Source organism: Halomonas ventosae, assembly GCF_004363555.1.
Taxonomy (GTDB): domain Bacteria; phylum Pseudomonadota; class Gammaproteobacteria; order Pseudomonadales; family Halomonadaceae; genus Halomonas; species Halomonas ventosae.
Genome location: NZ_SNZJ01000022.1, coordinates 14,470 through 34,478, shown reverse-complemented (window position 1 = coordinate 34,478; position 20,009 = coordinate 14,470). Strand labels below are relative to the sequence as shown.

Sequence of the window (20,009 nt, the reverse complement as noted above, 5' to 3'; positions counted from 1 at the left end):
CCCTTGCCCAGCAGCGGTCGGGGCGATGGCGCTTGCCGGTACGCAACTGGTGCGCTTCAGCCGGAAACCGCCGGCGAGGTCGGTTCGGGGTCCTCGACCCGGGCATCCTCTGTCTCGATCGGCACCGGCCCCTGGAGGTGGCGGAACATGAAGTCGAGTCCCCGCGGCAGGCTGGCGCGCCAAACCCGCCAGGTGTGGCCGCCGGGCAGCACGTCCAGGTGCACCTGGCCGAGCTGGTGCGGCACCAGTGCACTCTTGAGCAGCCGGGCATGGTGAACGGCATTCAGCCGGTCGCGATCGCCGGCGGTCAGGTAGAGGGGCACGACGAGCTCCTGGGAGAGGTAGCCGTCAAGGTGGGCCGTGTAGTTGGTGCGCTCCCATAGGGCGGTGTCGAACTCGCCGTCCCTGATGAAGGCGGGATGGCGCCAGGCGGAGGAGTTGTCCGGGGGCAGCGGATGGTAGCTGGCGGGGCTGAAGGCGGCGGCGGCACCGAAGAGGCCGGGATAGGACAGGGCGAAGTTCACCGCGCCGAAGCCCCCCGCCGAGAGGCCGGCCACGCCGCGCCACTCGCGCTCGGGCACCACGTGCCAGTTCTCCTCGATATGCGGAACAAGCTCCTGCAGGAAGGCCGAGCGCGCCGGCTCGTTGTGGCCGTCGATCCACCAGCTCTGGTTGCCGGGCATCACGATGATGGCCGGGGGGATGACCCCCAGCCTTATCAGCCGGTCGGCGGTGCGGCGCAGCCGCCCCCTCTGCACCCAGTCGCGCTCGCTGCCGAAGGAGCCGTGCAGCAGGTAGACCACCGGGTAGGCCTGGTGGCTGACCGCGTAGCCCTCGGGCAGGTAGAGGGTATAGGGGTAGTCACGCCCGAGGTGCTGGGAGTGGAAGCGTTGCTCGCTGACCTGGCCGCCGGCCGAGGCCGCGGAAGCCGACAGCAGGCCCAGCAGGAACAGGATCGTCACTCCGATCTGGCGGATCATGCGCGAGCCTCCAGGTGCGAGAGAATGAGAGGGAATTCATTCATGCAGGGAATTCGGGGCGTTACCCGCGGTCGGACACCAGATCGACGCCACGCGTTCCTCCACGGTCCATGACGGGTCAAGGGAAGACCATGAAACGTATCGAGGAAATCTACTGGCTACGCTTCTACGGCTGCCTGGCGGTCTTCGTCTTTCACCTGATCGAGCGCATCGAGGAGAACTACCTCGAACACGTCTTCCTTGATCTGGCGCTGATCCCCACCGTGCTGGGCACGCCGATCTTCATCTTCATCTCGATCTTCCTGTTCTCGGCCCGCTACGGCAACGAGGTGCCGCACAACTTCCTCGCCAACCGCTTCAAGTACGTGATGGTGCCCTACTTCGTCTATGGCCTGATCTACTCGCTGGCGGAGTACCTGCGCATGCTGGCCAGTGAAGAGCGAGTCAGCTTCGGCTACCACATGACCGAATACCTGGTGTTCGCCGGCTGGCATGGCTACTTCCTGATCGTCGCCATGCAGTTCTACGTCCTGTTCTGGCTCTACAACCGGTTCGGCCTGCAGCGCTGGCTGCCCTCCGGCCCCTGGCTGGTGGTCGGATCCCTCATCAGCATCGGCTGGTGGGGCTTCTTCCGCTGGCAGGCAATCGAACCACCCGGCTACCTGCACTGGATCGCGCCACTGGGTTGGATCTACCTGTTCTTCCTGGCCCTGCTGACCGTCAAGCACTACCCGAACCTCCACCAGCAGCCCTGGTTCCGACGCTTCTCGCACCCCTTATGGCTGGTCGCCCTGCTGGCCGGCATCGTTGCCTTCACGCTGTTCGGCGAGCTGGCGTACTCCTCCAAGGAGACCTGGGTGGTGCCGCTGTTCATCTTTTCGCTGCTGTGGGCCATGAGCTGGCTGGTGGGCATGAAGGCCACCCCCCTGGTGAAGAAGGTCAACGAGTACTCCTTCGGCATCTACCTGGCCCACCCGCTGTTCTTCTCGGTGGTGGACTTCGTCGGCTGGCAGGTTCCCATCCCGCTGTGGCTCTACGTGATCGCCCTCGCCGTGGTGGGCATGAGCGGTTCGATCCTGCTCAACCGGCTGGCCAATCGCGCGGAGTGGAGCGGCCTGCTGCTGGGCAAGCGGCTGCGGGTGGCCTGAGCCGCCAGGCAGCGGCATGCCACGGGATGTCGCCATTGGCCTACCCCTCGACACCGGCAGTCGATTACAGTGCCAGCATGTCCGGGGTTGAGGAAACGGGGAGGAGATATCGATGGACGAGCAAATCTCGCTGGTGATCGTGCCCGTGGATGGGTCACCCTCGGCGCAGGCAGCGGTGCGCCACGCCAGCCTGCTGGCCAGGCTGCTGGAGACACCGCTGCAGCTGCTGCACGTGATGCCGCTCAACCCGGCCGAGCTCAGCGACATCCCCGCCAACCGCCAGGCAGAGGCCGACCATGACAGGGCACGACGCCAGGCCAAGGCCGCCGAGGCCTTTGCCCGGGCGCGGCAGGCGCTAGACCCGGGCCTGGCGCAGGCACCCGCCGAAGTGCTGCTCGAGGGTTCCAGCTTCATCCGCCACCCCGACCGCGCCATTCTCGAGCATGCGGCTCGGCATGACGGATGCCTGCTGGTGCTGGGCGCGCGCCAGCTGAGTGATGTCGGCAAGTTCATGCAGGGCAGCATCAGCAATGAGGTGGTTCACCGAGCCCGCTGCCCGGTCACCATCGTGCATGCCACGGCTGGCCTGTCCGACGCGGCGCGCCTGGGGCAGGTGCTGGTGCCGGTGGATGGCTCCGCCCACTGCCTGAAGGCGACCGCCCTGGCAGGTGAACTGGCCCGCCGGGCCGATGTGCCGGTGGAACTGGTCTTCTGCCGGCCGGATGGCCACGCGTCGGCCGCCGGGAGCACGGAAGACGGACCGTCCAAGGAGGCCTTTCGGCGGGCGAGGGAAGCGCTGGGCGAGGTACCGCGCGGCATCGAGATGGTGGTGAGCGAAGGGAAGCGCGTCCCCGAGGCCATCGTCGCCCGGGCCCGACACCACGCCGAGGCGGCGCCGATGGTCATCATGGGCCGCCGTGGCCTGGGCAAGTGGCAGTCGTCCCTGCTGGGCAGCGTCAGTCACCGGGTCATCGACCTGGCGCCCTGCCCCGTCACCGTGGTGGCCTGAGCCTCGGGCTGGACGCACATCGGCGGTGGCGCCTCAGGCCTCGGCCTCGTGAGCGGCCTTGAGGCGATAGAACTCGGCGACCACCTCGTCCATGGCCTCGGCGTCGTAGTCGCAGAGCCCGCTGACCACCAGCTTCTTGGAGCCGGTGCCGATCGCCTCGCCGCCGGCCAGGATACGGAACTCGAGCAGTGCATCGCCGCGCTTGCCGGCCACCTCCAGCGAGGAGTCCACGAACTCCAGCCCCGGCGCGGGCGCATCCAGGCGGTCCAGGCAGAAGCCCATGCTGTCGTAGATCACCAGCGGACGCCGCGGGTTGAACATCACCCCCTTGTCCTCCATCAGCGGCTTGAGGTAGTGGGGGAAGTTCTTGCCCGAGAAGGCCACGTAGCTGCGGGTGAAGGCCTCGACCACCGACTCGTCGCGGGTCGCCTCGCCGCTGCGCTCGACTTCCAGGTAGCACTTGCCGTTCTCGTCGCAGACGCGGATCCGGCCATCTTCCTGCTCGCTGAAACACAACGGCGTGCCGTCCCCGACCATGCTCAGGAAGCGGAAGGACATGCGCTGGGAGAGGCCGAAGCGAGCCAGCACCAGGGCAAAGAGCAGGTCACCGGGCACACAGAAGCGGCGTGCATCCGGGTTATGGATGGGGTTGTAGTCGCCGGCAATGCGCTTGGCGAACTGGCTGGCCTGCTGTGCGGAAATGCGGATACGCCCATCCGTAAGCGTATGGAAATCATCGAGAAACATGCACTGTATGCCTGCGTCGTTGGCGGTCTGGACCCTGCCGGCGGTTGCCGGGAAGGCAGATGATGCCACAAAACCCCGCGACAACGCAGGCCGACGCCTCCCGAGGCCGATACATGGCCTGGCTGATGGCCCCGACCAGCCTTGATCGTTCCTGCCGGAACGCCGACCGATCATCCCCCCTACCAAAGAATCGGAGGTAATAAATAAGAGGCATACTGCATCGCAACACGCTGTGATAAGATTCTGCCGCTTTCTAACCCTTCCCCCACCTCCTGCCTCAGGATGATCGCAGCCATGCTGACAACCTGTCGTATATCCCCCAGGCCACGGCAAATCGCCCGTTGGCCGGGCATGCTCGTGCTCACCATGCTCTCGCTGCTGGCCAGCGGGCCCGTGCTCGCCGCCACCGGCGAACTCGACCTGACCGGCTCCTTCGTGGGCATGCTCGCCGTCGCCGTCTTCGTGCTGGCCTACGCCCTGGTCATGGCCGAAGAGAAGATCCACATGCGCAAGTCCAAGCCGGTGCTGGTCGCGGCCGGCATCATCTGGGCGCTGATCGGCTGGGTCTATGTCAAGGCGGGCATGCCCACCGAGTCGGAGCACGCCTTCCGCGTGACCCTGCTCGAGTTCACCGAGCTGATGCTGTTCCTGCTGGTGGCGATGACCTACATCAACGCCATGGACGAGCGCCGGGTGTTCGACGCGCTGCGCTCCTGGATGGTCCGCAAGGGCTTCAGCTACCGCTCGCTGTTCTGGATCACCGGCGTACTGGCCTTCATGATCTCGCCGATCGCCGACAACCTGACCACCGCCCTGCTGATGTGTGCGGTGGTGACCAAGGTCGCCGAGGGCGACAAGCGCTTCATCAACCTCTGCTGCGTCAACATCGTGGTGGCGGCCAATGCCGGCGGCGCCTTCAGCCCCTTCGGCGACATCACCACCCTGATGGTCTGGCAGGCCGGTCTGATCGAGTTCCAGGAGTTCTTCGAGCTGTTGATCCCGTCGCTGATCAACTTCCTGATCCCGGCCGTGGTGATGAGCTTCTTCATCAAGAACCGCAAGCCGGCCAGCATGGAGGAGGACGTCTGGCTCAAGCGCGGCGCGCGGCGCATCATCGCCCTCTTCCTGCTCACCGTAGCCACCGCCGTGGCCTGCCACACATTGCTGCACCTGCCGCCGGTGCTGGGCATGATGACGGGCCTGGGCTATCTGCAATTCTTCGGCTACTTCCTGCGTCGCACCCTGCCGCGCTCCCTGGAGCGCAAGCGCACCCGCTACAGCCAGCGCGGCGACTGGAAGAAGCTCGAGAGTCTGGGCAGCGTGGTGCCCTTCGACGTCTTCAACCGCGTGGCACGGGCCGAGTGGGACACCCTGCTGTTCTTCTACGGCGTGGTGATGTGCGTGGGTGGCCTCGGCTTCATGGGCTATCTGGCCATGCTCTCCGAGGCCCTCTACACCGGATGGAACGCCACCGGCGCCAACATCACCCTGGGGGTGATCTCGGCAGTGGTCGACAACATCCCGGTGATGTTCGCGGTGCTGACCATGGAGCCGGACATGTCCCATGGCCACTGGCTGCTGATCACCCTCACGGCCGGCGTGGGCGGCAGCCTGCTGTCGATCGGCTCGGCGGCCGGCGTCGCCCTGATGGGCCAGGCCCGCGGCAACTACACCTTCATCGGACACCTGCGCTGGACCCCGGTGATCGCTCTGGGCTACATCGCCAGCGTGATGGCCCACCTGTGGCTCAATGCCGAGAGCTTCCACATCTTCAACTGACCCCTGCCCCGGCGGCCATCCGCCGCCGGGAATCCCTTACCGCGTTGATACGCCGGCCTGTAAATTTCCTTAAAGTGATGTAGCGTATAAGAATGACCCGTGTCGGAACGGCATGATGGTCTTCCTGATGCCTGTCGTGGGAAACAGCTGATGCGCATCGGGCATAAAAAAGATAATGCCCCAAGGGGCTGCAGGGAGAAGGCGTCATGGACTCATACACACTTAACGGGCAAGTTGCGCCTGCATGGTGCATGAACCTGGCGTTCATCAGTCAACGGGAACCCGACCCCCGATGCCATCACTCGTCCTGATCCGCTCCCTGGCAGCGGGCGGCTTTGCCGTTGCCAGCCAGCCAGGGAGGCGCACTTCATGCTGCGCCTGAGCCTGCTGGCCCTGGCCATCGTGATGCTGGTGGCCGGCCTGCCGCTGGCCAGCACGACGGCCGTCGCTCAAGAAGCACCGATCCTGCTGGTGGCTCACCCCGATGTGAATACCCGCCAGCTCAAGCGCGACACCACCCGCGCCATCTTCGCCATGAGGCAGCGCACCTGGCCCGATGGGCAGGCCGTGCGGGTCTTCGTGCTCGACAACAACCACCCCGTGCATGCGCGTTTTGCCAAGGAGCAGCTGGCCGTCTATCCGCACCAGCTGCAGCTGGCCTGGGACCGCATGGTGTTCTCGGGTACCGGCCAGGCGCCCGACCGCGTTCGCGACCAGGCGGAGATGCGCGAGCGCATCGCCACCACGCCCGGCGCCCTGGGATATCTTGAAAGGGAGTACCTGGATGATCGTGTCCAAGTCATTTCGATGGAGTGATTCCCGCTCCATCATCGCCATGGCCGCCGCCCTGGCCCTGGGCCTGTCCGGCCAGGTACACAGCGACGAGGGCGTGCTGGATACCCTCCAGGTGCATGGCTTCCTGAGCCAGGCGCTGATCATCACCGACGACAACAACTTCTTTGGCCCCAGCAGCGAGGACGAGGGCAGCTTCAAGTTCACCGAGATTGGTGCCAATGCCTCGCTGCGGCCCCACGAGGACGTGTTGCTGGCCGCCCAGGTACTGAGCCGACGGGCAGGCGGAGACGGCAGTGATGCTACCCCGAAGCTGGACTATGGACTCATCGATTACCAGATGCTCTCCGACCAGCAACGCACCTTCGGCATCCAGCTGGGCCGCTTCAAGAACCCCTTCGGTTTCTACAACCAGACCCGCGACGTGGCCTTTACCCGCCCCAGCATCCTGCTGCCCCAGTCCATCTACTTCGATCGTACCCGGTCGTTGGGCCTAGCAGGTGATGGTGTCAGCCTTTACCACGAGGAAAGGCTCGAAACAGGAGCTCTCAGGCTGCAGGCAGGCTTTGGGCAAGTACGCATTGAGGATGACGTAGACCGAACCCTGGGGCTTGATAGGTTTCCAGGCTCTCTTGAACCCGATTCATCTGCTATTGGGCAGATACGCTATGAGCATGATGGTGGCCGAGTCGTCATGGCGCTCAGCGCTGCCAGTGCCAATGCGGAGTATGACTCTCCTCCCGGTGTTCCAGGAGATGGCAAGTTTCATTTCGAACCCTGGATTATCTCCCTTCAGTACAATCAGGAGCTCTGGAGCCTGACTGCCGAATACGCCATCAGGAAGCTGGAACTAGAGGGCTTCAACGCCTTTGCCGACTCTGAGAGGAACGGAGAAAGCTGGTACGTTCAGTACACCCGTCGCTTCAACAATGACTGGCAATGGCTGGTTCGCTACGACAGCCTGGTAAATGACCGAAGTGACCGCTCAGGCAAGGAGTTTGAAGCAAGCACTGGTGGTTCGATTCCTGCCCACACACAGTTTGCCGACGATATCACCCTAGGGCTTCAGTGGACCCCCCACCCGCGCGTGATGCTGGCCGGCGAGTATCACCACGTCGATGGTACAGGCTGGCTGCCTACCCAGGACAACCCGGACCCATCGGAGACCAGCCGTCGCTGGAACATGCTGCTGTTCCAGCTCTCGTTGCGCTTCTGACGTCTCAATGCTCCTGGCCAGGAACCCGCCGAGATGACTCTCCACGCGTCTTACCGGACCCGTCACCGACTCAGCCTGACATGGCGTGTCATCGCCCTGAGCAGCCTGCTGCTGATCGGGCTGGTGGCGCTGTTCACCTGGCTTGGCCACGACAACCTCACCCGCCAGTTCCAGGAGAGCCGCAACCAGCACCATGAGCGCCAGCAGCGGGAGATCCGCCTGGCCCTGCAGCGCTCGGCGGAAAACCTTCGCCAGCTGGCGGGCCTGGCTGCGGCCTCGCCACGCCTGGGCCCTCCCCTCGAGGCGGGCAATGCGGTCGACGTCGAGGAGGCTCTGGCGTCGCAATGGCCGACCCTGCAGCTCGAGGCCGGCATCGACGAGATACTGGTGGTGGACGCTCATGGGCAGACCCTGGGCCGTTGGGGTGCCGGCCAATCGGAGGGTAGCTTGCCGATCCAGGCCTGGGTGCAACGGATCATGGAGACCGAGATGCCCATCACGGCGCTGCGCTGTGCGGCGGACTGCCAGCAGTATGCCGCCGTTCCGGTGCTGGTGGATGGCGAGAGCGTCGGCCTGGTCGTGCTCTCCCGCTCGCTGGCCGATGTGACCCGACAGGCACGGGAGGTCTCCAACGCCGAGGTAGCCCTGCTGGTGACCGGCCCCCTGGAGAGCCGCAACCTTCCCGAGGAACGCCATCTCGCCCCCTGGAATGGCTATCTGCTGGCCCTGACGCGCCAGGAAGAGAGCCTGCCCGTCCTGCAACGGGCAGCCGAACTCGGACCGATCAGCGCATTGCTGCAATCTCCCCTGCAACTTCAGGATCGGGGCCAGTACCACGAACTCAGCGCGGTCCGCATGGACGAGGATGCGGACCGGCGCAGCACCGGCTACTTCCTGCTGGTCTCCGACATCTCGAGCCAGATCAGGGCCATCAACGAGGACACTCGCATCCTTCTGGGGGTTGGCCTGGTGGGCTGGATCGCCGCGGAACTGGTGCTTCTGTTGATCCTGCTGCGCCCCATGGCACGCCTGCGCCGGATCGCCGGCCTTCTGCCGACCCTGGCCAGCGGGGGGTTCGACGATGTGCGGGCCGCGATCCCGGCCGTCCGCCACCGCCTGCCGGACGAGATCGACGTGCTGGAAGGCACTACCCTTGAGCTCTCGAGACAGCTCGAGATGCTGGAGCAGGAGGTTCAGGAACGCGGCAACCAGCTGGCGGAGCGCGTCGAGGAGCTGGCCCAGGAAAGGGACTTCGTGAACAGCCTGCTGGATACCGCCCGGGTCTTCATCATCGCCCAGGACAGCAGGGGACGGATCAGCCTCGTCAACGACTACACTCGCGCGATGCTGGACCTTGACGAGCCATCCCTGCTGGGCCGCCACTTCGTGGACGTGTTCGAGGCGGGCAGCCCTTCCCTGGTCGGTGCCTTCGACACGCCGCAGCAGGAGGAGCGGACCCTGCAGACCCCGGATCAGCGCATCCATACCATCGCCTGGTACCATGCCCCGCTGCCCTCGAGCACTGACGGGAGCATGTCGCGGATATCGGTGGGGCTCGACATCACCGAGCGCAAGGCCGCGGAGGCCCGCCTGACCTGGCTGGCCGAGCGAGACCCCCTCACCGAGCTCTACAACCGGCGCTTCTTCCAGGACGCCCTGCAGAAGGCATTGTGGCGGGAGTCACGCGGCGCCGTGCTGCTGCTGGACCTGGACCAGTTCAAGGAGGTCAACGAGCTCAGCGGCCACCATGTGGGTGACCGACTGCTGCGCGAGGTGGCCGAGACCCTGCTGCTGAACCTGGGCCATCGTGGCGTCATCGCACGCCTGGGTGGCGACGAATTCTCTCTGCTGCTGGAACATGCCGACGAGGACCAGGCGGTCCAGGTTGCGCAGTATATCGACCAGTTGCTCGACAGCCTGGGGTTCACGGCCGCGGGGCGGCGCCACCGGGTCTCCGCGAGCATCGGCATCGCCCTGTTCCCGTTCCACGGCGCGACGCCGGCCGACCTGATGGCCAGCGCCGACGTGGCCATGTACAAGGCCAAGGAGAGTGGCATCCAGCACTGGCACCTGCTCTCCAGGACCGAGAACGCCAAGGACGAGCTGCAGGAGCGGGTCTACTGGGTCGAGCGCGTACGCAGCGCCCTGGTAGAGGACGGCTTCGAGCTGATGGTGCAGCCGATCATGCGGCTGGAGGATCGCGACGTGAAGCACTACGAAGTGCTGCTGCGCATGCGTGACGCCGATGGCAGCCTGGTGTCCCCCTCCTACTTCATCCCGGTAGCGGAGCGCAGCGGTCAGATCGTGCAGGTCGACCGCTGGGTGCTGCGTCACAGCCTGCGGCTACTCAGCCAACTGCAGGAGCGAGGCATCAGCCTGGCGGTCAACCTGTCCGGCCAGTCCCTGCACGATGAAGGCCTGAAGCAGTACCTGGCCGACGAAATCGCCGCCAGCGGTGCCGACCCCCACCATCTCATCCTGGAGGTGACCGAGACCGCCGCCGTGACCGACTTCTCCACTGCACGCGGCGTGCTGCAGGCGGTCCGGGACCTCGGATGCCGCACCGCCCTGGACGACTTCGGCGTGGGTTTCAGCAGCTTCCACTACCTGGGTCAGCTGCCGGTGGATTACATCAAGATCGACGGCTCCTTCATCCGCAGCCTGCCGATCAGCCCCGAGAGCCGTGTCATCGTCCAGGCCATCGCCGATATTGCCGCCGGCTTCGGCAAGCAGGCCATCGCCGAGTTCGTCGACCAGGAAGCGCTGCTGCCGATGCTTAAATCCTATGGCATCACCTATGGCCAAGGCTTCCACCTGGGCCGCCCTGCACGGCTGGAGGAAATCTTCAGGCGTCTGTAGCAAGCTCTCAAACCCCTTTCATGCTTTTTATTTACATCTTTACTCAGGCTCACTGGCAGCCCACAGTACAAAGGAAGTCAAGAATGACATCGCTAAAAACCAACGAGGTAAGGCGGTCTCGAAACCAGGAGCTCTTCAGTCAATTCATAGAAGAGTATCGTTTTGTACTGGCCATGACTCAAGAATCGAAGAGAAAAGCCCTTTCACTTCGACATGAGGTTTTTCTCCAGGAACTGCATTACAAGATGCACGAAGACCAGTCCCACCATCTGGAAACAGATGCGTACGACGAGTCCTCGATTCACTGCCTTATCGAGCACAAGCGAAGCGGGCTTCCTGCTGGATGCATGCGCTTGGTAATCCCTAAAAGTGATCCAGAATCACCTTTTTACAGACTTCCGGTAGAAATTCAGGGCAATGGAAAACTTAACCACCCCGAGCTAGATCCTGGCAAGATGCCGAGGAATCAGGTTTGCGAAGTTTCCAGACTGGCAATTTCCCGAAAATTCAGATCTCGCCAGACTGGAGAAAGCCATACGTCCATTATATTTGATGGACAAGATTTTTCGAACAAGGAAGCAAGGACATTCCCACTGATTGCCATCGGGCTCTTTCTTTGCACCTATTCTCTGGTTGGGCTGACTGGTCGCCGCCATGTATTTGCAATGATGGAGTCTCGCTTACCTCGGCTTCTCGCACTATCTGGCTTCCACTTCACCAAAGTGAGCGATGACATTGAGTATCATGGCGTACGAAATGCTTACTATATAGACCATACAAAAGCTGAAAAAGAGATGCATGAAGATCTGATGCCACTCTACCTGCATATCCGCAAGGAGCTATCTTGCCAGTTGGAAGAGGTATCGGTGCAGAAAGCCAAGCTCTCCTGCTCCTGAAGCGGGGAAAGGATCGGCCCCGGAAAGAGTCTATCCGGCCAGTCCAGCAGCATGATGGCCAGCACGTTGCGGTGTTCCCCATAGGCCAGGTCGGTGCCTCCCTGCTCTGACGGCACCATTCTCGCCTCGGGGTCATAGGCCTCGAGCAGTGCATCCTGCAGGCGCGATACGGCCGGATGATCCTCCTCCCCGGCCAGCAGGAAGCTGATACCCACCTCCGTATAGATGTCCTCCTTGGTATCCAAGAGGATACGATCCAGGCTGGCGGCGAACTCGTGCAGCACCCAGCGGAACTCCTCGGCCGACACCGGCTGCTGGTAGTAGTCGCTGGCGGCAATCACGAAGTGGGTCATGCCGTAGATCTTGTTGCGGTACTCGGCCGTGGAGAGCCCCGGGTCACGCCGCTGCGGGTACTGGTGTCGGAAGGCCGTGATGACCTCCTCCCGCAGGTCGGTGACGCCCAGGTCCTCGAGGTAATAGACCAGGTTGGCCACCTGGGCGGCATAGATCGCCATCACGTCGGGATCGAGAAGGAAGGTGCGAAAGTCGACGCTTGCCAGGTAGTCCAATGCCCGGTGATGGCCGGGAAGGTCGGCCTCGTTCAACAGGCCATGGTATTTCGCCTGGGTCAGGTCAAAGGCCAGACTCTTGGCATAGGCGATCTCTCCCCACTCGGCGAGCATCCGCTTGCGGCGACGTTGCTTCTCGGTGCGAGTCGGGTAGGCCGCCACCTGCTCCCGGGCCCGTCGTTCGGCATGGCCCGGCGTGTCCAGCGCCTCGATCTCCTCGCGAATCTGGCTCACCAGGCGCCGACCGTAGTCCCGATTGAGGGGCAGGTAACGGGCGTCCCCGGTGATCCGGTAGAGCCGCTGGGCGTAGTGGCGCTGCTTGCTCTGGGGCAGGTCGGGCAGTGCCGCCTCGTAACGATCACGGATCGCCGCGGCCACTGCCGCCTGGTCCAGCTCCTGCGCCCGTTGCTCGAGGTCCCGTTGCGGGACAGCACAGCCGGCAAGCGACAGGAGAACCGCCATCAACCAGGTCGCGAGCACGGCAGGCGTGCGGGACCTTCCCATCAGGGTCATGCTCATTTCGCCCTCCTCCCTCGTCTGGCACGCCCCGGCGGGATCAGCTTCACCCTGGCCTTGGCGCGACCTTGGGGCATTGCCTGCTTCTGTCCGTCGCCTTCAGAGCCTTGGGAGGTCGATGGCGGCTGCATCACCACCCAGGCAAACACCGGCAGGGAGAGGTGCCAATGGATCGCCGAGAGCCGCAGCCCCAGGGTGACCACCAGCCCCGTGGCGATGGAGACGGCCAGTGGCACGGCGATGGCCTCCAGGGCCACGAAGACCACGCCACCGGCAATCGAGGCGGTGGCGTAGACCTCCTGCCGGAGCACCATGGGAACCCGACGCGCCAGCACGTCGCGGACCATGCCGCCGGCCACCCCGGTCAGCAGCCCCATCAGCACCGCCACCACGCCGGGTGCCTCCAGCATCAGGGCCTTGTGGGCCCCGATCACCGTGAAGAGTGCCAGGCCGAAGGCATCCGCCACCGGCAGGAAGCCCCGCGAGAGGCGATGGATGTAATGGAAGCCGAGGATCGACAGGCCCACGGTGGCAAGTATCACCCAGAGGTAGGTCGGGTCCGTCACCCAGAACACCGGGCGCACGCCCAGCACCAGGTCTCGCAGGGTACCACCACCGATCCCGGTCACCGCCGCCAGCACCAGCATGCCGAAGGGGTCCATCCGCGAGCGGCAGGCCAGTATCACGCCCGAGAGGGCAAAGACGATCACCCCCGCCATGTCCAGCCAGTAGACCACGCCCGTCACTTCGCCTCTCCCTTGTCTGCTGGCCGGCAGCATAGCGCATCCGGCCCCCTTCCCGCTGCAATGATCCCGCGGCTCAGGCGGTCGCCGGGATCAGCCGTCGGGTCATGAGGGTCACGGTCTCGCCGTGGTGGAGAAGGGTCTCGTGGTCCGCCCAGCCGAGGCGACGATAGAGGGCCTGCCGGTCCGGCGTGAAGAGATGGAGCCGCTCGATGCCGTTACTGGAGGCTTCCGTTTCCACGCGACGGACCAGCGACGAGGCGATGCCCCGCCCGCGCCATTCGGGCCGCACATAGACCGAGGCCAGCCAGGGCGTGAGGTCGGGCCGGGAGTCCAGGTCATGGGCCACCAGGCTGGCGGTCCCCACCGGCCGGCCCGCCGCGATCGCCACGAACACCGAGGGCACGCCGGCCCGACCGCACTCCCCGCGCAGGGCAGCAAGGCGTGAGGCCTGCGTCTCGCCGGGACTCAGGTGCGACCACTCGGCATGCTGCCAGGCTGCGACCCGTTCCAGGTGCGGCGAGTCAGCGCTCAGTCGCACGATCTCAACGCGCTCCGCCATGCCTTACCTCCTCCTGACGCTGGCGACCGAAGCGTTCCAGCTGCATCTCCTGCAGGCGACTCACTACCCGCCGGAACGGGAAGGCGAGGTAACCGTGGGGATAGAGCTCGCCCAGCGCCACCTCCGCCTCCAGGTAGAGGGGAATGCGCCTGTCATAGCACTCGTCGACCAGGGCGATGAAGCGACGCACGCCGTCGTCTTGCCGGGTCAGCTCGGGAAAGTCTCGCTCGCCAGCCTCGACGCGTGCCACCCCGTCCTCGGTGCCCCGGGCAATGCGGCCTGACTGGTGTCCGCCGCCCAGGCGGGGCACGTCGCTCAGCAGGACGTGCGTGAAGCGATCCCCCAGGGCGATGAAGTCCAGCGCGGCAAGGGGCTGCTCGCAGAGATCGGCATAGCGGCACCACAGCACGCTCTCGCTGCGACGCACCACCGGAATCGCACGATGCCCGAGCTCCACGGGGTCATCGGAGACACGCTCCCCCTGGCGCAGTCGCTCGAACACCTCGACCAGCACGCTCGGCTCCCCCGGCCGGGCGACCCAGTAACGAGGGTGGGCCTGGCCGGGATGCAGCCGGTGGTCCTGGCCGCCGTCGAGCTCGACCACCCCCATGTGCCGCTCGATGGCCGCGATGGCGGGCAGGAAGCGCTCGCGGTTGAAGCCATCGGCATAGAGCTGGCCGGGAGCCTGGTTCGAGGTGCAGACCAGCGTCACCCCATGATCGAACAGGGCGCCCAGCAGGCGCCCAAGGATCATCGCATCGGCGATATCGCCGACGAACAGCTCGTCGAGGCACAGCACCCGAATCTCGTCGCCCAGTTCCCTGGCCAGGGCCGTCAAGGGGTCGTCGGTGCCGCTCAACTGGAACTGGCGCCGGTGCACCCAGCGCATGAAGTGGTGGAAATGCAGGCGACGCGAGGGCACCCGGAGGTGCCGCTGGAAGCCATCCATCAGCCAGGTCTTGCCACGCCCGACCGGCCCCCAGAGGTAGACCCCCGGGATGGCCGCGGCCATATTGTCGCCCTCCGCCTGCTGCAGGGCGTGAAAGCACGCCTCGAGATGGCCGACCGCCCGCCACTGGGCCTCGTCCGAGGCGAAGCCGGCCTGCTCGACCGCCTGGCGATAGGTGTCCCTCGGCGACGATGACGCCCTCATCGCCTGCGGCTCTCCGTCCATGTCCGCCTCCTCCTGGCCTGCGCCACCGTCACCTGCCGCGGGACTCATCCTCGCTGGAAGGGATAGACCGCGCCGATGGCCAGGATCGCCGTCAGCTCGTCCAGCGCCGCCAGGGTCTCCTTGGCCAGCTGCGGGTCGGCCAGGTCCCTGGGGGCCAGGCGGTCGCGGTAGTGGCGCTCGACCCAGGCGGTGAGCTCGCCGTGCAGGGCGTCGTCCAGCAGCACCCGACCGGAGAGGGCCGCGCGCTCGGCCGCCGAGAGCACCACCCGCAGGCGCAGGCAGGCAGGGCCTCCGCCGTTGCGCATGCTCTGCTTGACGTCCTTGACCACGACTTCGCTGATGGGATTGTGGCCGGCCAGCAGGAGATCCTGGATGGTGCGCCAGACACTCTCGCGTTCCTGGCACTCCCCGGGCACCACCAGCGTCATGGTGCCGTCCGGGTTGGAGAGCAGCTGGGAATTGAAGAGGTAGGAGGCCACCGCGTCCTCGAGGCTGACCGCCTCCTCGGGGACCCGTATCGGGACCAGTGGCGTGGCCATCCTGGCCCTCAGCTCGTCCAGGGTGGCCTGCTCGTCGAGGAAGGCCCGCTCGTGGTAGAGCAGCACCGGGCCGTTACCCACGCTGATCACGTCGTTGTGGAAGACGCCCGCGTCGATGGCCTCGGGGTGCTGCTGGGCGAACACCACCCGGGTCTCCGTGAGCCCATGCTGGCGGGCAATCGCCTGGCTCGCCTCCAGGGTCTGGCGCGCCGGGTAGCGCCGGGGGGCCACGCCCTCCTCCGCCCCCCAGCCGAAGGCCGCGCGGCCATAGACGAAGAGGTGCACCCCGGGCTCGCCGTGGTCGGCGGCGAGGCGGGTATGGTTGGCAGCGCCCTCGTCGGAGAAGGCGGGGGTCGCCGGCAGCACCGGGTGGTGGGCGAAGCGCGCCTCGTCGCGGAAGATCGCCGCCAGTACCCGGGCGGTGGTGGCGGGCTCCAGATAGCGATGGAAGCTCGACTGCAGGTTGGCCGGGGTGAAGTGCACCCGGCCGTCCGGCGCATCCGCGGAGGGCGTCACCGTGGCGGCATTGGCGGTCCACATGCTCGAGGCCGAGCAGACCGCGCGCAGGATCTGCGGGGCCTCGCCCGCCGCCCGGGCCAGCACCCGTTCATCGCTGCCGGAGAAGCCGAGCTGGCGAAGCGCCCCCAGGTCGGGGCGCTGCTGGGGCGGCAGCACGCCCTGGGCATAGCCGGCCTCCATCAGCGCCTTCATCTTGCCCAGGCCCTGCAGCGCGGCCTCCCGGGGATTGGCCTCCAGGCCACCGTGGGTCATGGAGGCGACGTTGCCCAGGGCGAGGCCGGCATAGTTGTGGGTCGGCCCGACCAGGCCATCGAAGTTGACCTCGCGCACGTCCGGGGTCGGCTGGCTCATAGCGTCACCCCCGGCGGCAGCGTCTCGGGCAGGACCAGTGCCTCGCTCTCCATGGAGGCGACCGGGTAGGCACAGTAGTCGGCCGCGTAGTAGGCGCTGGGGCGGTGGTTGCCGCTATCACCGACGCCGCCGAAGGGCGCGTCACCTGAGGCGCCGGTGGTCTGACGGTTCCAGTTGACGATGCCGGCGCGGATGCGCAGCAGGAAGTCGTCCCAGTCGGCGCGCTCGCCGCCGATCAGCCCGGCGGAGAGGCCGTAGCGGGTGTCGTTGGCCAGGCGCAGCGCCTCGTCCCAGTCTCGGTAGCGATGCACCTTGAGCAGCGGGCCGAAGTGCTCCTCGTCGGGCACCGCCAGCCCGGTGACGTCGATCAGCGCCGGGCTGAGCAGGCTGGTGCCGGGCTCGACACGCGCCATGCGGGCGAGCACCGTGCCTCCCTGCGCCTCCAGGTCGTCCTGGGCCTTGAGCAGGCCATCGGCCGCTGCCACGCTCACCAGGCCGGCGTAGAAGGGCGCGGGGTCGCTGAACTGGCCGGCCACCCGCAGCCGTGAGATGGCATCACTGAGGGCATCCAGCAGGTGGTCTCCCACCTGGCCCTCGGGCACGATCAGCCGCCGGGCGCAGGTGCAGCGCTGGCCACCGGAGAGGAAGGCCGACTGCAGGATGGTCAGCACGGCCGCCTCCTGGTCGGGGACGTCCTTCACCACCAGCGGGTTGTTGCCGCCGAGCTCCAGGGCCAGGATCTTGTCCAGCTGGTCGGCGAACTGGCGGTGCAGCAGGCCCCCCACCCGGGCGCTGCCGGTGAACAGCAGGCCATCGATGCCGGGGTTTGCCGAGAGCGCCTGGCCGGTGGCGGCCGCCCCCTGCACCAGGTTGATCACGCCATCGGGCAGCCCCGCCTCCTGCCAGCACTGCAGGGTGAGGTCGGCGGTCAGCGGGGTCTGCTCGCTGGGCTTGAAGACCACGGCATTGCCGGCCAGCAGCGCCGGCACGATATGACCGTTGGGCAGGTGGCCGGGGAAGTTGTAGGGGCCATAGACCGCCATCACCCCGTGCGGGCGATGGCGCAGCACGGCGGTGGCGTCTCCCAGGTCACGGCTGCGCTCGCCGGTGCGCTCCTGGTAGGCGCGGATCGAGATCGCCACCTTGCCGATCATCGCACCGACCTCGGTGCGGGCCTCCCAGAGCGGCTTGCCGGTCTCCTGGGCGATGGCGGTGGCCAGCTCCTCGCGGTGACGCTCCAGCACCTCGCGGAAGCGCTCCATCAGCGCCTGGCGCGCCTCGAAGCTCTTCCGCGCCCAGGCCGGGAAGGCAGCGCGGGCGGCCGTCACTGCGGCCTCCACCTGGGCCTCGGTGGCGGCACCGCCCTCCCAGAGGCGTTCGTCGGAGACCGGGTCGTGCTTGGTGAAGGCCTCGCCTTCGCCTGCCTGCCAGGTGCCGCCGATCAGCAGCTCTCGTCTTGCCTTCATCACGCCTCCTCCTCGGTGTCCAGTATGCGCAGGGTGTCGCCGGAGGCGACCTCCAGCCGACGCGCCTCGGCCTCGTCGAGCGTCACCACGCCCTCGGCGTCGGGCCCACGCCCCAGCCAGGCGGCGCGGAAGCCGGCCATCCCGGTGGTGGCGGCCAGCCAGCGCGGCCGCGGCGAGTACTCGAGCGTGCCGGCCTTGACCTCCACCCGGCAGCGCCGCGACAGCCGCACGCCCCGCACGTCGTCGATGTAGGCCTCCACGGTGGGGCCGCCGTCGAAGATGTCGATGTAGCCCTCCCAGCGCAGCCCCTCCTTCTTGAGCATGGCCAGTGCCGGGCGGGTGTGCTCGTGGACCTGGCCGATGCAGGCCCGCGCCGCCTCGCTGAGGAAGGGGGTGTAGATCGGGAACTTGGGCATCAGCTCGCCGATGAAGCTCTTCTGGCCTAGCCCCGTGAGCCTGTCCGCCTCGTCGAAGTCGAGGGGGAAGAAGTGGCTGCCCAGACACTCCCAGAAGGGGCTCCTGCCCTGCTCGTCGAAGACGCCGCGCATCTCGGCGAGCACCTTCTCGGGGAAGCGGTCGCGGAACTCGGCCATGAACAGCCAGCGCATCATCGACAGCAGCGCGCCGTTGCGCTCGTGGCGCCGGTCGGCGCCGCGGTACTCGGGGCGCAGGAACAGCGAGGCCACCTCGGCATCGCCGGTGTGGTCGGAGCTGAGGAAGAGGGTGTCGATGGTGCGGTGCAGGTCGAGCTGCACCGAGGAGTGGGCCAGGGTCCCCAGCCGGTAGTGGTAGAAGGGGATCTCGCGCCCCACCTGGCCCTCGATGGCGCAGCAGCCGGCCAGCCGGCCGGTTGCCTCGTCCTCCAGCACGAAGAAGTAGAGCCGCTGGTCCCGGGGCGTGCGCTCCTCGAAGGCGGCCACCGTGGAGGCGATCCGGGACGCCAGGAAGTCGCGGTTGTCGGGCAGCGAGGTGAAGCCCACCCCGGTCTCCCGGGCCAGGGCCTGCAGCTCGTCCAGGTCGCCCTCGGCGATCGGTCGCATACGCATCACAGCTCTCCCTCGTCATAGCCCGGATCGTGCGCGTCGAGGCTCCCGTCCCCCATCCCCGGCAGCGCCAGGGGGGCAGCCAGCACGGCGCGCCCCTCCTCCACGCCCAGCCGCTCGGCATGCGCCGGCGACAGCATCAGCTGGCCAGTGGGCGACAGGGCGTAGCGCGCCACCACGCAGCGGAAGTCGCCGAGGCGCTGGTTGGCGACCATGGCCGGCTCGGCATCGGGCAGCGCGTGGGCGGGCCGGATGCGCACCGGGTGCCAGGCGGCTCGCCGGAAGCTGGCCAGGCGCTCCCGCTCGCCCTTGATCACCGGGCCGGCATCGAAGATATCCACGTGGCGCGAGCGCAGGAAGCCCTCGGCCAGCATCTCGGCGAGGGCCGGCTCGTGGTCGGGGTGCTCGCGGCCGATGGCGGCCCGGGCCTGGGGCGTGAGCAGCGCCAGGTAGAGCGGGAACTGCGGCATGACCTCGGCGATGAAGCTCTTCGAGCGCACCCCGGCCAGGTAGTTGATCTCCTGGTAGTCGCGCACGAAGAAGTGGCGACCCACGCTGTTCCAGAACGGCGACTGGCCCTGCTCGTCCAGGTAGCCGGGAAAGGCCATGGCCAGGATCCCGGCGAAGCGCTCCGGGTACTGGGCGATGAACATCAGCCGCGCCCGGCGCAGCAGGCTCTCGGCGCTGGTGCCCTTGTAGCGGGCATCCAGCGACAGGGCGCAGAGCAGGGTCGCCTCGGAGACTTCGTGGGAGAGCGCCAGGGTCGGCACCTCGCGGCGCACGTCTAGCTGCTGGGAGGCGTGGATCAGCGTCTCCTGGCGATAGGTGTAGTAGGCCTCGCGGGCGCCGGCCTGGGCACGGATGGTGGCGGTCCCCGCCACCTCGCCGCGCTCCAGGTCCTCGAGCACGAAGGTGTAGTGCTCGTCGCCGGGCACCTCGACCTCGGCGGCGAAGGCGCGCTGGGAGCGGGCGATGCGCTCCTCCAGGCGGTCGCGGTGGGCCGGCAGGTTGGTCAGCCGCGGCGTCGCGCTGCCGGCCAGGCGCTCCAGGGCCGGCAGGTCCGCCGGGCGGACGGGGCGTATGACCAGCATGGCAGGGTCT

The 20,009-nt window shown here is 66.7% G+C and carries 17 protein-coding genes; 7 read left to right on the top strand and 10 right to left on the bottom strand.

Going from position 1 to position 20,009, the window contains the following annotated elements; all coding sequences use genetic code 11:
• Positions 1 to 56: 56 nt before the first annotated feature.
• Positions 57 to 980, bottom strand: coding sequence for an alpha/beta hydrolase (locus tag DFP85_RS16145; protein ID WP_133637460.1), 924 nt, complete (start codon positions 978 to 980; stop codon positions 57 to 59).
• A 131-nt stretch (positions 981 to 1,111) separates the two neighbouring features.
• Between DFP85_RS16145 and DFP85_RS16140 the strand changes: the two genes are divergently transcribed.
• Both DFP85_RS16140 and DFP85_RS16135 read left to right on the top strand, forming a co-directional pair.
• A complete protein-coding gene (locus DFP85_RS16140) occupies positions 1,112 to 2,128 on the top strand; it encodes an acyltransferase family protein (RefSeq protein ID WP_133637459.1) in 1,017 nt (338 codons plus the stop codon).
• A 112-nt stretch (positions 2,129 to 2,240) separates the two neighbouring features.
• Positions 2,241 to 3,137 (top strand): universal stress protein, encoded by an 897-nt coding sequence (locus tag DFP85_RS16135; RefSeq protein WP_133637458.1) that lies wholly within the window; start codon positions 2,241 to 2,243, stop codon positions 3,135 to 3,137.
• Positions 3,138 to 3,170: 33 nt separating this feature from the next.
• Here the strand turns inward: DFP85_RS16135 and DFP85_RS16130 are convergent, their stop codons facing one another.
• Positions 3,171 to 3,884 (bottom strand): DUF3581 domain-containing protein, encoded by a 714-nt coding sequence (locus DFP85_RS16130; protein WP_133637457.1) that lies wholly within the window; start codon positions 3,882 to 3,884, stop codon positions 3,171 to 3,173.
• Positions 3,885 to 4,178: 294 nt separating this feature from the next.
• Here DFP85_RS16130 and nhaD point away from each other — a divergent pair, with 294 nt between their 5' ends.
• From nhaD to DFP85_RS16105, 5 genes are all read left to right on the top strand, one after another.
• A complete protein-coding gene (nhaD, locus tag DFP85_RS16125; RefSeq protein ID WP_133637456.1) occupies positions 4,179 to 5,663 on the top strand; it encodes a sodium:proton antiporter NhaD in 1,485 nt (494 codons plus the stop codon).
• 369 nt (positions 5,664 to 6,032) lie between these two features.
• A complete protein-coding gene (locus DFP85_RS16120; protein ID WP_208108531.1) occupies positions 6,033 to 6,479 on the top strand; it encodes a hypothetical protein in 447 nt (148 codons plus the stop codon).
• The gene (locus tag DFP85_RS16115; RefSeq protein WP_208108530.1) at positions 6,448 to 7,671 is read left to right on the top strand and encodes a hypothetical protein; all 1,224 of its coding nucleotides are present in this window, start codon (positions 6,448 to 6,450) and stop codon (positions 7,669 to 7,671) included. Before DFP85_RS16120 ends, DFP85_RS16115 begins: the two co-directional genes overlap by 32 nt.
• A gap of 33 nt (positions 7,672 to 7,704) precedes the next feature.
• Positions 7,705 to 10,530 carry a bifunctional diguanylate cyclase/phosphodiesterase gene (locus DFP85_RS16110; protein ID WP_133637455.1) on the top strand — a complete coding sequence of 942 codons (2,826 nt, stop codon included), beginning with the start codon at positions 7,705 to 7,707 and terminating at the stop codon, positions 10,528 to 10,530.
• A gap of 83 nt (positions 10,531 to 10,613) precedes the next feature.
• The gene (locus tag DFP85_RS16105; protein ID WP_166644653.1) at positions 10,614 to 11,426 is read left to right on the top strand and encodes a PEP-CTERM/exosortase system-associated acyltransferase; all 813 of its coding nucleotides are present in this window, start codon (positions 10,614 to 10,616) and stop codon (positions 11,424 to 11,426) included.
• Here DFP85_RS16105 and DFP85_RS16100 read toward each other — a convergent pair.
• From DFP85_RS16100 to DFP85_RS16065, 8 genes are all read right to left on the bottom strand, one after another.
• Positions 11,348 to 12,514: a DUF3541 domain-containing protein gene (locus DFP85_RS16100; protein ID WP_243737326.1), complete on the bottom strand. Its 1,167-nt coding sequence runs from the start codon at positions 12,512 to 12,514 to the stop codon at positions 11,348 to 11,350. The two genes, DFP85_RS16105 and DFP85_RS16100, sit on opposite strands and share 79 nt — an antisense overlap.
• Positions 12,511 to 13,257 carry a trimeric intracellular cation channel family protein gene (locus DFP85_RS16095; RefSeq protein WP_133637453.1) on the bottom strand — a complete coding sequence of 249 codons (747 nt, stop codon included), beginning with the start codon at positions 13,255 to 13,257 and terminating at the stop codon, positions 12,511 to 12,513. The genes DFP85_RS16100 and DFP85_RS16095 overlap by 4 nt, the downstream gene beginning before the upstream one ends.
• 73 nt (positions 13,258 to 13,330) lie before the next feature.
• Positions 13,331 to 13,816 (bottom strand): GNAT family N-acetyltransferase, encoded by a 486-nt coding sequence (locus DFP85_RS16090; protein ID WP_133637452.1) that lies wholly within the window; start codon positions 13,814 to 13,816, stop codon positions 13,331 to 13,333.
• Complete coding sequence (gene zapE, locus DFP85_RS16085) at positions 13,800 to 14,990, bottom strand: cell division protein ZapE (protein ID WP_133637451.1); 1,191 nt, start codon at positions 14,988 to 14,990, stop codon at positions 13,800 to 13,802. The genes DFP85_RS16090 and zapE overlap by 17 nt, the downstream gene beginning before the upstream one ends.
• A 44-nt stretch (positions 14,991 to 15,034) precedes the next feature.
• Complete coding sequence (astB, locus tag DFP85_RS16080; RefSeq protein ID WP_133637450.1) at positions 15,035 to 16,399, bottom strand: N-succinylarginine dihydrolase; 1,365 nt, start codon at positions 16,397 to 16,399, stop codon at positions 15,035 to 15,037.
• A complete protein-coding gene (gene astD, locus DFP85_RS16075) occupies positions 16,396 to 17,865 on the bottom strand; it encodes a succinylglutamate-semialdehyde dehydrogenase (RefSeq protein ID WP_133637449.1) in 1,470 nt (489 codons plus the stop codon). The genes astB and astD overlap by 4 nt, the downstream gene beginning before the upstream one ends.
• Positions 17,865 to 18,911, bottom strand: coding sequence for an arginine N-succinyltransferase (gene astA, locus DFP85_RS16070; protein ID WP_133637448.1), 1,047 nt, complete (start codon positions 18,909 to 18,911; stop codon positions 17,865 to 17,867). Before astA ends, astD begins: the two co-directional genes overlap by 1 nt.
• Positions 18,911 to 19,999 carry an arginine N-succinyltransferase gene (locus DFP85_RS16065; RefSeq protein WP_133637447.1) on the bottom strand — a complete coding sequence of 363 codons (1,089 nt, stop codon included), beginning with the start codon at positions 19,997 to 19,999 and terminating at the stop codon, positions 18,911 to 18,913. Before DFP85_RS16065 ends, astA begins: the two co-directional genes overlap by 1 nt.
• Between the last annotated feature and the right edge of the window lie 10 nt (positions 20,000 to 20,009).

What these genes read in the sequence shown, in the direction of transcription:
- DFP85_RS16145 (WP_133637460.1), bottom strand. Translation starts at nt 980, where the DNA reads ATGATCCGCCAGATCGGAGTGACGATCCTGTTCCTGCTGGGCCTGCTG.
- DFP85_RS16140 (WP_133637459.1), top strand. Translation starts at nt 1,112, where the DNA reads ATGAAACGTATCGAGGAAATCTACTGGCTACGCTTCTACGGCTGCCTG.
- DFP85_RS16135 (WP_133637458.1), top strand. Translation starts at nt 2,241, where the DNA reads ATGGACGAGCAAATCTCGCTGGTGATCGTGCCCGTGGATGGGTCACCC.
- DFP85_RS16130 (WP_133637457.1), bottom strand. Translation starts at nt 3,884, where the DNA reads ATGTTTCTCGATGATTTCCATACGCTTACGGATGGGCGTATCCGCATT.
- nhaD (WP_133637456.1), top strand. Translation starts at nt 4,179, where the DNA reads ATGCTGACAACCTGTCGTATATCCCCCAGGCCACGGCAAATCGCCCGT.
- DFP85_RS16120 (WP_208108531.1), top strand. Translation starts at nt 6,033, where the DNA reads ATGCTGCGCCTGAGCCTGCTGGCCCTGGCCATCGTGATGCTGGTGGCC.
- DFP85_RS16115 (WP_208108530.1), top strand. Translation starts at nt 6,448, where the DNA reads ATGATCGTGTCCAAGTCATTTCGATGGAGTGATTCCCGCTCCATCATC.
- DFP85_RS16110 (WP_133637455.1), top strand. Translation starts at nt 7,705, where the DNA reads ATGACTCTCCACGCGTCTTACCGGACCCGTCACCGACTCAGCCTGACA.
- DFP85_RS16105 (WP_166644653.1), top strand. Translation starts at nt 10,614, where the DNA reads ATGACATCGCTAAAAACCAACGAGGTAAGGCGGTCTCGAAACCAGGAG.
- DFP85_RS16100 (WP_243737326.1), bottom strand. Translation starts at nt 12,514, where the DNA reads ATGAGCATGACCCTGATGGGAAGGTCCCGCACGCCTGCCGTGCTCGCG.
- DFP85_RS16090 (WP_133637452.1), bottom strand. Translation starts at nt 13,816, where the DNA reads ATGGCGGAGCGCGTTGAGATCGTGCGACTGAGCGCTGACTCGCCGCAC.
- zapE (WP_133637451.1), bottom strand. Translation starts at nt 14,990, where the DNA reads ATGGACGGAGAGCCGCAGGCGATGAGGGCGTCATCGTCGCCGAGGGAC.
- astB (WP_133637450.1), bottom strand. Translation starts at nt 16,399, where the DNA reads ATGAGCCAGCCGACCCCGGACGTGCGCGAGGTCAACTTCGATGGCCTG.
- astD (WP_133637449.1), bottom strand. Translation starts at nt 17,865, where the DNA reads ATGAAGGCAAGACGAGAGCTGCTGATCGGCGGCACCTGGCAGGCAGGC.
- astA (WP_133637448.1), bottom strand. Translation starts at nt 18,911, where the DNA reads ATGCGTATGCGACCGATCGCCGAGGGCGACCTGGACGAGCTGCAGGCC.
- DFP85_RS16065 (WP_133637447.1), bottom strand. Translation starts at nt 19,999, where the DNA reads ATGCTGGTCATACGCCCCGTCCGCCCGGCGGACCTGCCGGCCCTGGAG.